Annotated in this window: 9 protein-coding genes; 1 reads left to right on the top strand and 8 read right to left on the bottom strand. The window is 57.3% G+C overall.

Features of this window, described 5'->3' with window-relative positions; translation table 11 throughout:
* Window positions 1–44 precede the first annotated feature (44 nt).
* From livF to livK, 5 genes are read right to left on the bottom strand one after another with little or no spacing between them, the layout of a single operon-like run.
* Window positions 45–758, bottom strand: coding sequence for a high-affinity branched-chain amino acid ABC transporter ATP-binding protein LivF (gene livF, locus AB6V08_RS18105; RefSeq protein WP_006812273.1), 714 nt, complete (start codon window positions 756–758; stop codon window positions 45–47).
* Between the two features lies 1 nt (window position 759).
* Window positions 760–1,527 (bottom strand): high-affinity branched-chain amino acid ABC transporter ATP-binding protein LivG, encoded by a 768-nt coding sequence (gene livG, locus AB6V08_RS18100; protein ID WP_008500101.1) that lies wholly within the window; start codon window positions 1,525–1,527, stop codon window positions 760–762.
* A complete protein-coding gene (locus AB6V08_RS18095) occupies window positions 1,524–2,801 on the bottom strand; it encodes a high-affinity branched-chain amino acid ABC transporter permease LivM (RefSeq protein WP_368544194.1) in 1,278 nt (425 codons plus the stop codon). Before AB6V08_RS18095 ends, livG begins: the two co-directional genes overlap by 4 nt.
* Entirely contained in the window at window positions 2,798–3,724 is a 927-nt protein-coding gene (gene livH, locus AB6V08_RS18090; RefSeq protein ID WP_013099131.1) for a high-affinity branched-chain amino acid ABC transporter permease LivH, read from the bottom strand. The genes AB6V08_RS18095 and livH overlap by 4 nt, the downstream gene beginning before the upstream one ends.
* A 46-nt stretch (window positions 3,725–3,770) precedes the next feature.
* Window positions 3,771–4,880, bottom strand: a complete 1,110-nt coding sequence (livK, locus tag AB6V08_RS18085; protein WP_368544193.1) for a high-affinity branched-chain amino acid ABC transporter substrate-binding protein LivK — start codon at window positions 4,878–4,880, stop codon at window positions 3,771–3,773.
* A 423-nt stretch (window positions 4,881–5,303) separates the two neighbouring features.
* On the opposite strand from livK, the gene panM reads away from it, so the two are divergent.
* Window positions 5,304–5,687, top strand: coding sequence for an aspartate 1-decarboxylase autocleavage activator PanM (panM, locus tag AB6V08_RS18080; RefSeq protein WP_368544192.1), 384 nt, complete (start codon window positions 5,304–5,306; stop codon window positions 5,685–5,687).
* A gap of 29 nt (window positions 5,688–5,716) precedes the next feature.
* On the opposite strand, the gene livJ is transcribed toward panM, so the two are convergent.
* The 3 genes from livJ to rpoH form a co-directional block, all read right to left on the bottom strand.
* Window positions 5,717–6,817 (bottom strand): branched chain amino acid ABC transporter substrate-binding protein LivJ, encoded by a 1,101-nt coding sequence (gene livJ, locus AB6V08_RS18075; protein WP_368544191.1) that lies wholly within the window; start codon window positions 6,815–6,817, stop codon window positions 5,717–5,719.
* Window positions 6,818–7,014: 197 nt separating this feature from the next.
* Complete coding sequence (locus AB6V08_RS18070; RefSeq protein WP_368544190.1) at window positions 7,015–8,280, bottom strand: 4-aminobutyrate--2-oxoglutarate transaminase; 1,266 nt, start codon at window positions 8,278–8,280, stop codon at window positions 7,015–7,017.
* 187 nt (window positions 8,281–8,467) lie between these two features.
* Window positions 8,468–9,325, bottom strand: coding sequence for an RNA polymerase sigma factor RpoH (gene rpoH, locus AB6V08_RS18065; protein ID WP_024906692.1), 858 nt, complete (start codon window positions 9,323–9,325; stop codon window positions 8,468–8,470).
* Window positions 9,326–9,563 lie beyond the last annotated feature (238 nt).

The following is a 9,563-nucleotide window of genomic DNA, read 5'->3' as shown; positions in this document are numbered from 1 at the left end:
GCAAACATTAAAAAAGGCAACTTACGTTGCCTTTTTGCTTTTACCTATCCGCCTAAATACGCGCTCCGCACCGCTTCGTTCGCCAGCAGCGCGTCGCCGGTATCCTCCAGCACCACGCGGCCGTTTTCCAGCACGTAGCCGCGGTCGGCGAGCTTCAGCGCCTGGTTGGCGTTCTGCTCCACGAGGAAGATGGTCATCCCCTCTTTACGAAGCTGTTCGATGGTGTCGAAAATCTGCTGGATGATGATCGGCGCCAGGCCGAGCGACGGTTCATCAAGCAGCAGCAGACGCGGCTGACTCATCAGCGCGCGGCCAATCGCCAGCATCTGCTGTTCACCGCCGGACATGGTGCCCGCACGCTGAATGCGGCGCTCCCACAGGCGCGGGAAGAGCTCATACACCCACTTGATGCGGGTCTGGTATTCATCGCGGTGCGCGAAGAAGCCGCCCATCGCCAGGTTCTCTTCCACCGTCATGCGCGAGAAGACGCGACGCCCTTCCGGGACAATCGCCACCGCTTCGCGCATGATTTTCGCGGTCTGCCAGTCGGTAATATCTTTGCCATCAAACACAATTCGCCCGCTGGTGGCGCGCGGGTCGCCGCACAGCGTGCCGAGCAGCGTGGTCTTACCCGCACCGTTGGCGCCAATCAGGGTCACAATTTCCCCCTGATTGATATGCAGGCTCACGTCATGCAGCGCCTGGATTTTGCCGTAATGCGCGTTGACCTTGTCGAACGTTAACATCGCTTTTTCCATCTTATGCCTCACCAAGGTATGCGCGGATCACGTCCGGGTTGTTGCGGATCTCTTCCGGCGTCCCGTTTGCCAGCGGCGTGCCCTGGTTTACCACGTAGATACGGTCAGAAATGCCCATCACCAGCTTCATGTCGTGCTCAATCAGCAGAATGGTGGTGTCGTGATGATCGCGCAGCTCGGCAATCAGCTCGTCCAGCTCTTTGGTCTCTTTCGGGTTAAGACCGGCGGCGGGTTCGTCGAGCATCAGGATCTCCGGCTGGGTGACCATGCAGCGGACGATCTCCAGACGACGCTGGTCGCCATAGGCCAGGTTGCTCGCCTGACGGTTGGCGTGCTGGAGCAGGCCGATACGGTCGAGCCAGGTGGCGGCGCGATCCAGCGCTTCATCCTGCGCCCGGCGGAAGGCCGGTGTTTTCAGCAGGCCGGAGAACAGGCCGGTTTTGAGCTGCTGGTGCTGTGCCACCAGCAGGTTCTCAATCACCGTCATCTCGCGGAACAGGCGCACGTGCTGGAAGGTACGCACCACGCCCATGCGCGCAATCTGCTGGCCCGGCAGGCCTTCAAGGTGCTGGTCGCGCAGCATAATGGTGCCGCCCGTCGGCTTATAGAACCCGGTCAGGCAGTTAAAGACCGTGGTTTTCCCCGCGCCGTTCGGCCCAATCAGGGAGACAATCTCTTTCTTGTGCAGGTCCAGATTGACGTTGTTGACCGCCAGCAGGCCGCCAAAACGCATCATCAGGCCGTTAACGGATAATAATGGCTGACTCATGCCTGCTCTCCTTTCGCTTGCCCGTTCTTCAGCTTCAGCTGTGGACGGGTCATCGGCAGCAAGCCCTGCGGACGCCAGATCATCATCAGCACCATCAAACCACCGAGCATCAGCATGCTGTACTCGTTAAAGTCGCGCATCAGCTCGCGGGACACCACCAGCAGGATAGCCGCGAGGATAACGGCGAACTGCGAGCCCATCCCGCCCAGCACCACAATCGCCAGCACAAAGGCGGATTCGGCAAAGGTGAAGGATTCCGGGCTAACGAAGCCCTGGCGCGCGGCGAACAGCGTTCCGGCGAAACCGGCAAACGCGGCGCTGATGGTAAACGCGGTCAGCTTGATGCGGGTCGGGTTCAGGCCCAGGGAGCGGCAGGCGATCTCGTCTTCACGCAGCGCCTCCCACGCGCGGCCGAGCGGCATGCGCAGCAGACGGTTGATCACGAACAGGGTAATCACCACCAGCAGCAGCGCCACCAGGTAGAGCCAGATCACGCGGTCGGACGCGTCATACTTCACGCCGAAGAAGTTGCTGAAGGTGTCCCAGCCGCCTTCACGCGCGGAGCGGCTGAACTCCAGGCCGAAGAAGGTCGGTTTCGGGATCTGGCTGATGCCGTTCGGGCCGCCGGTGACTTCGGTATTGTTAAGCAGCAGGATACGGACGATTTCGCCGAAGCCTAAGGTCACAATCGCCAGATAGTCGCCGCGCAGGCGCAGCACCGGGAAGCCGAGCAGGAAGCCCGCGGCGGCAGAGACCAGTCCCGCCAGCGGCAGGCAGGTCCAGAAGCCGAGGCCGTAATAGTGGTTCAGCAGCGCAAAGGTGTAGGCGCCGATGGCGTAGAAACCGCCGTAGCCCAGCACCAGCAGGCCGGAAAGGCCCACCACCACGTTCAGACCCAGACCCAGAATCACGTAGATCATCGTCAGGGTAGCGATGTCCACCGTGCCGCGCGACACCACGAACGGCCAGGCGACCGCCGCGACCAGCAGCGCCACGAGGAACAGCTTCTGCTTAACGGTTGAGCCGTCGATAGCCGGTAAGACAAACTTTGGCCCGGAGACGTTTTTGAACGTCTTCTGGAACATCGGGCGCAGCAGCTGGAACAGGAACACCACCGCGGTGCCGATAAACACCCACTGCCAGCGGATGTCCGGCGCGGTATCCACGACCAGCTTCGTGCCATCTAACTGCAATTGGACGCCCATAAAGACGCCCGCCAGGACGAAGAACATGGCGGCAGAGAGCAGCGCCATCGCAAAATGCATCGGTTTCATACTTTCTCTACCTCCGGACGACCCAGAATACCGGTAGGCATCACCAGCAGAACCAGAATCAGCAGGGCGAACGACACCACGTCTTTATACTCGGTGCTCAGATACGCCGAGGAGAGGGCTTCCGCCACGCCGAGGATCAGGCCGCCAATCATCGCGCCCGGAATGCTGCCGATACCGCCCAGTACCGCCGCGGTGAAGGCCTTCATCCCGGCCATAAAGCCGATGTACGGGTTGATTACGCCGTAGAACTGGCCGAGCAGCACGCCCGCCACCGCCGCCATCGCCGCGCCGATCACAAAGGTCAGCGCAATCACGCGGTCGGTGTTAATCCCAAGCAGGCTCGCCATTTTCAGGTCTTCGGCGCAGGCACGGCAGGCGCGCCCCATGCGGGAGTAGCGAATGAACAGGGTCAGCGCCAGCATCGCAATAAAGGTCACTACCCAGATAACCAGCTGCATGGTGGTAATGGAAGCAGAGAAGTTCTCGCTCGCGCCCACAATCCACTGGCCGTTAAACAGGCTTGGCAGCGCCACGTCGCGCGAGCCTTCGGTCAGGCTGACGTAGTTTTGCAGGAAAATAGACATCCCGATGGCGGAGATAAGCGCAATCAGGCGCTTGGAGCTGCGCACGGGCCGGTAGGCCACGCGTTCAATGCTCCAGCCGTAGGCGCTGGCAATCACAATCGCGCCGACAAACCCGGCGGCAACCAGCAGCCAGCTGCTGTCGATGCCCATCATCATGAGCGCGGCGATGATCATAAAGGAGACATAGCTGCCGATCATGTACACCTCGCCGTGGGCGAAGTTGATCATGCCGATAATGCCGTAAACCATCGTATAGCCGATGGCGATCAGCGCGTAGGTGCTTCCCAGCGTGACGCCGTTAAACATCTGCTGCAAGAAATAGAGAAACTGCTCGGACATATGCAAACCTTTTTAAACCCGCCCGGTGAGCCGGGCGGTGGGATAATTATTTGGCGACCGAGGACGAGCCGTCGGCGTGCCACTTAAAGACACCAAATTCAAATCCCTTCAGATCGCCTTTCTCATCCCAGTTCAGCGGCCCAATCACGGTGTTCGCCCCGTGTGCTTTTAAATCTTTCACCAGATCCAGCGGCTCTTTGCTGCCGGTACGATCCAGCGCGGTTGCCAGAGACTGCACGGCGGCATAGGTGATCCACACGTACGGGCCGCTCGGATCTTTCTTCTGCGCCTTCAGCGCATCAACGATAGCCTTGTTCGCCGGATCCTGGTCATAGCGTTTTGGCATCGTCACCAGCATACCTTCCGCCGCATCGCCCGCGATGTTGGACAGGGACGCGTTACCCACGCCTTCCGGCCCCATAAACTGGGTTTTCAGGCCGGTCGCGCGCGCCTGGCGCAGCATCTGGCCCATTTCAGGGTAGTAACCGCCGTAGTAAACGAAGTCGATGTTCTCTTTTTGCAGACGGGCAATCAGCGCGGAGAAGTCTTTTTCGCCCGCGGTGATACCGTCAAAGAAGACGATATTCGCGCCGCCTTTTTTCAGCCCGTCCTGCACGGAGCGCGCCAGGCCTTCACCGTACTGCTGCTTGTCGTGAATAATGGCGATGCGCTGTGGCTTCACGGTTTCAAGGATAAATTTGGCCGCGGTCGGCCCCTGGGAGGAGTCCAGCCCGGCGGTACGCATGATGTGCTGATAGCCGCGCTGGGTCAGCTCAGGGTTGGTGGCGCCCGGGGTGATCATCAGAATGCCTTCATCTTCGTAGATGTCAGACGCAGGCTGTGTGGAGGATGAACAGAGGTGGCCAATCACATACTGAATGCCATCGTTCACAATTTTGTTAGCGACCGCGACGGCCTGTTTAGGATCGCAGGCGTCGTCATATTCCACGCCCACCAGCTTGTCGCCTTTGATACCGCCTTTGGCGTTGATGTCTTTGATTGCCTGACGCGCGCCGTTGAACTCCATATCACCCCACTGGGCGACCGGGCCGGACATCGCGCCTACAACCGCAACTTTTATCTCTTCCGCCATGGCTGCCTGCGAAATCGCCAGTGCAACCATCCCCGCGATCAATGCTTTCGCGTTCCTTTTCATCTGTGAATCCCCATTCATGACGTGATGTTTATATTTTGTTTTATTATGGTTAAAAAGCATTCTGAACTTTTAATGAACAACGCTATTTTTACCAGTGCCTTTAATGGTTTAGCGCAGGTTTTTTACAAAAACCTGACTAAAATCTCTATTTTTCAGGCGATTAAGCAAAGATAATATTCTGAATTCAGGCAGAGATAAACAAATAAAAGTCAGGTTTGCAGCATAAAATAACGGTACAAAGCGCGGAATAAATCACTACCATTTAGGTTAAAATCCTGCTTATTTTTCGATCCATGTGTTTTTGAACTGCACATTACGGGCTCAAAAAACTAATCACCTGGCAAATGGATTAAAAAGAGAAAGCCGCTGGCAGACTAAATTGAGTACACTGCCCCTACTCTTTTTGATTTGGACTCATAGCGAATGAAACTGACTATCGTCCGTCTCGTGACCTTTAGCGACCAGGATCACATCGACCTTGGCAAGATCTGGCCGGAATACTCCTCTTCGTCCCTGAGCGTCGACGAGACTCACCGCATTTACGCCGCCCGCTTTAACGAGCGTCTGCTGGCCGCCGTTCGCGTCACGCTGAGCGGGACGCAGGGCGCGCTGGACTCCCTTCGCGTGCGTGACGTCACCCGCCGTCGCGGCGTGGGGCAATATTTGATTGAAGAAGTGATCCGTGAAAACCCGAGCGTCACCTCATGGTGGATGGCGGACGTGGGCGTAGAAGACCGCGGCGTGATGGCGGCATTTATGCAGGCGTTAGGGTTTACGGCGCAGGAAAATGGGTGGGAAAAACGGTAAAGGTGTGCGGGCATCAGCCCGCACCACTATCATTTCGCGTCAGTAGCCGTACCGTTCGCATGCCAGTCAAACACGCCAAACTCGAAGCCTTTCAAATCGCCCTTCTCATCCCAGGACAGCGGCCCCATGACGGTTTCAACGGAGTTCGCTTTCAGGTATTTCGCGATCTCAGCCGGATCGGCTGACTGGTTCAGGCCCGCCTGCAGAGACTGCAGCGCAGCGTAGGTGGTCCAGACGAACGCGCCGCTTGGATCCTGTTTCTTCGCCTTGATGGCGTCTACGATAGGTTTGTTCGCAGGCACCTGATCGTAGTTCTTCGGCTTGGTCACCAGCAGGCCTTCAGCGGATTCACCGGCGATGTTAGACAGGGAAACGTTCGCCACGCCTTCCGGGCCCATGAACTGCGTTTTCAGGCCAGCTGCGCGCGCCTGGCGCAGGATCTGCCCCATTTCCGGGTGATAGCCACCGTAGTAAACGAAGTCGATATTCTCTTTCTTCAGACGCGCCACCAGCGTGGAGAAATCTTTCTCACCGGCGGTAATCCCGTCGAAGAACACCACGTCAGCATTGGCTTTCTTGAGGTTGTCCTGCACGGAGCGCGCCAGGCCTTCGCCGTACTGCTGCTTGTCGTGAACGATAGCAATGCGCTTCGGCTTCACTTTTTCGACGATGTATTTCGCCGCGGTTGGGCCCTGATCGGAGTCCAGACCGGTGGTGCGCAGGATCAGCTTGTAGCCACGCGCGGTCAGTTCTGGCGCGGTAGCGGCTGGCGTGATCATCAGAATGCCTTCGTCTTCATAGATGTCGGACGCTGGCTGAGTAGAAGAGGAGCACAGATGGCCGATAACGTATTTGATGCCGTCGTTAACCACTTTGTTCGCTACCGCAACCGCTTGTTTCGGGTCGCAGGCGTCGTCATATTTTACGATCTGCAGCTTTTCGCCTTTGATACCGCCCTTGGCATTAATGTCGGCAACCGCCTGTTCTGCACCCGTAAATTCCTGGTCGCCGTACTGGGCTACCGGGCCGGACATTGCGCCGACAACGGCCACTTTGATATCGGCCTGTGCCATGGTGCTGAATGCCAACGCGATACATCCTGCCAGTAACGCTTTACCCTTCATGTTCATCCTGAGAATCCCCATTGTTCTGGTTATAACGATTGTTGTGATGTTGTTGTGCAGCGCTTTGTTTCAATTATAGGTATGCCGCCCGCGCTTTTTCAGCACACTCTGCTAAAACATACCCCATTTTTATGATTTTGGAATAGCAAAATTGAAATGAATATATGAGAAGCCCGGCAGGGATTTACGCCGGGCTTTTGGCTTTAACGAGTCAGCGCCGCAGAGATGATATCCAGCGCCTGCCGGAACTGCGCTTCAGGAATGGTGAGCGGATAAAGGAAGCGAATCACGTTGCCGTACACGCCGCAGCTCAGAAGCAACAGCCCCTCCTGGAGCGCGCGCTCCTGTACCTGACGGGTGAATTCCGGTGACGGCTGCCCGGTTTCCGGGTCGTTAAACTCCACCGCCACCATCGAGCCCTGGGCGCGAATATCGGCGATGTACGGGCAGTCCGCCTTCGCTTTGTTCAGCACTTCCACCAGGTGATGCCCAAGGTGCGCCGAGCGGGTGCAGAGATCTTCTTCGTCGATCACGTCCAGCACCGCGTGAGCCGCGGCAATCGCCAGCGGGTTACCGGCGTAGGTGCCGCCCAGCCCGCCGGGCGCCGGCGCATCCATCACCTCGGCCCGGCCGGACACCGCCGAGAGCGGCATCCCGCCCGCGAGGCTTTTAGCCATGGTGATCAAATCGGGCTTCACGCAGTGGTGTTCCATCGAGAACAGCTTGCCGGTGCGGGCGAAGCCGGACTGCACCTCATCGGCGATCAGCAGAATGCCGTGGGTATCGCACAGGGCGCGCAGCGCCTGCATGAAATCCGCGGGCGCGACGTTAAACCCGCCCTCGCCCTGAACCGGCTCAAGAATAATCGCCGCGACCTGGTCAGGGGCAATGTCCGCTTTGAAGATCCGCTCCACGCTCTTGATGGCGTCCTGCGAGCTCACGCCGTGCAGCGCGTTGGGGAATTGCCCGTGATAAACCGAGCCGGGGAACGGGCCGAAGCCGATTTTGTACGGGGCAACCTTGCCGGTGAGCGCCATGGTCATAAAGGTGCGCCCGTGGAAAGCGCCGCCAAAGGTGATAATGCCGGGACGTTTGGTGTACGCGCGGGCAATTTTCACCGCGTTTTCCACCGCTTCCGCGCCCGTTGAGAAGAAGGCGGTTTTGGCCGGCCCCTCAATCGGCACGCGGGCGTTAATGCGCTCGGCAAGCGCGACATAGCTTTCGTACGGGACAATCTGGTAGGCCGTATGGGTAAATGCGTGGAGTTGCTTTTCGACGGCGGCGATGACTTTTGGATGGCGGTGGCCGGTGTTCAGCACGGCGATCCCGGCGGCGAAGTCGATAACCTCATTGCCTTCAACGTCCCAAAGCGTGGCGTTTTCGGCTTTGTCGGCATAGAAGTTACACATCACGCCGATACCGCGCGGCGTTGCCTGCAAACGCCGGTCATTCAGTTCTTTGTTTTTCACCCTTTCCCCCTGAGACATTCACATGCTTAGCGCATCTGTAAGTGTTTGCCAGGGGGTGGGAATTCGCCAGAGCGGGCGATAAAAAAACAAAACCCCCGGATTCACATCCAGGGGTTTTTATCCTTCATATTTCAAGCCGCAGGTGCGTTGGCTGCTCTATTTCGGCTGAAGGTATACTTCGCGAAAATTACGCTTCGATAGCGGCGCGAAGTTTTTTCATGGCGTTCTTTTCAAGCTGACGAACGCGCTCAGCGGACACGCCGTAGCGGTCGGCCAGTTCTTGCAGGGTGGACTTGTTGTCTTCGTCCAGCCAGCGGGCGCGGATAATATCCTGGCTACGCTCGTCGAGGCCTTCCATCGCATGGGTCAGCTTGTTAGCGGCCTGATCTTCCCAGTTGTCCTCTTCAATGCCGTCGGCAAAGTTGGAGGTTTTATCCTGGAGATACAGAACCGGCGCCATCGGCTGGCTGTCAGACGCATCGTCGTCTGAAGACATGTCAAAGGTCATGTCCTGCGCCGCCATACGGGATTCCATCTCACGCACGTCTTTGCTGGTTACACCCAGCTCGCGCGCCACCATTTCAACTTCATCCTGATTGAACCAGCCCAGACGCTGCTTGGTTTTACGCAGGTTGAAGAACAATTTGCGTTGCGCTTTTGTCGTGGCGACCTTCACGATACGCCAGTTACGCAAAACGTATTCATGAATTTCGGCTTTGATCCAGTGAACGGCGAAGGAGACCAGTCGCACACCCACTTCCGGGTTAAAGCGACGTACAGCCTTCATCAGACCGATGTTACCTTCCTGAATCAAGTCTGCCTGCGGCAGGCCGTAGCCCGCATAATTACGAGCAACGTGAACAACAAAGCGCAGGTGAGACAGGATCAGCGTCTTAGCTGCTTCCAGATCGCCCTGGTAATGCAGCTTTTCAGCAAGCTCCTTTTCTTCCTCGGCCGTTAACATCGGCCAGGTGTTCGCAGCCCGGATGTAAGACTCCAGGTTACCAACAGGGGCTAAAGCTAAAGTTTGCATTTCTTTGGTCATTCATTCCTCTCAATTTGGTCTCTTCTGGTCCAGGTTATCCCCATCAGGCAACAACCATGCCAAAGCGTTTGAGCAACGAGAATAGCATTCACTCTTTTATCAGACAGTGATTTTATCCACAAGTTCCGGGTGCAACGTTGAATAAATTACGCACAAAATGTGACATAGAGATGATATGCGGGGAAGAGAAAACAGGGACTCTTTCCCTGCAAGCGAACAGCTCGGTGCAGGGAAAGAT

The organism is Enterobacter soli (assembly GCF_964208575.1).
GTDB lineage: Bacteria > Pseudomonadota > Gammaproteobacteria > Enterobacterales > Enterobacteriaceae > Enterobacter > Enterobacter soli_A.
This window is presented reverse-complemented; position numbering and strand designations above follow the sequence as displayed.